This window comes from Mycobacterium helveticum (assembly GCF_007714205.1).
Classification (GTDB): Bacteria; Actinomycetota; Actinomycetes; order Mycobacteriales; family Mycobacteriaceae; genus Mycobacterium; species Mycobacterium helveticum.
This window is the reverse complement of record NZ_VMQU01000354.1, coordinates 1-551: the sequence shown is the minus strand read 5'-3', so window position 1 is coordinate 551 and position 551 is coordinate 1. Positions and strand designations below refer to the sequence as shown.

Below are 551 nucleotides of genomic sequence, written 5' to 3'. Positions count from 1 at the left end.
GCAGGGTCGCCGGTTCGGCTTTGGCCAGCGGACCGTCCAAGAGCAGCAGCCGCATCCAGCACAGCAGGTCGATGGCCACCGCGACGGCGGTGACCCAGGCGGTGTTGATCGCAAACGAGTGCGATGGCCAGCGTGCCAGGCCGGTGTCCTTGCCGCAGCGGATGAACCCCTCCACCCGGGCGTGCACCCGGTGGCGGGCTTCGAGGCGCTGGGGTTGTCCTCCTGCGGTGTTGGTCGCGATGAGCTGGTAACGGTAACCGTTGAGCTGCTCGAACAGCGACAGTTGGCGGCCTTCTTCGATGGGTTCGCGGCGCACCAGGATGCGCATGTCGGCCGGCCAGCCGGCCAGCCGGTCGCCGTCGGGGCCTTCACGCAGCAGCCCGGTCAGCTCGGCGACCTGCGCGTCGTCACGGGCCAGTCCGGCCGCATCCAGCGCGGCCTGCCACCCGTCGGCGGGCATCTGCCCGATCGCGACCCGGGCACGCTCGTCGAGGTCGAACCCCACCGAGTAGGCCACCGACCAGCCCGCACGGGCGTTGAGTTTGGCCAGG

Annotated in this window: 1 protein-coding gene; it reads right to left on the bottom strand. The window is 70.8% G+C overall.

The genetic code is table 11. The features are described 5' to 3' along the window. Window positions 1-551: transposase (locus FPZ47_RS27890; RefSeq protein ID WP_210420058.1), on the bottom strand; the 551-nt coding region annotated here is incomplete at both ends.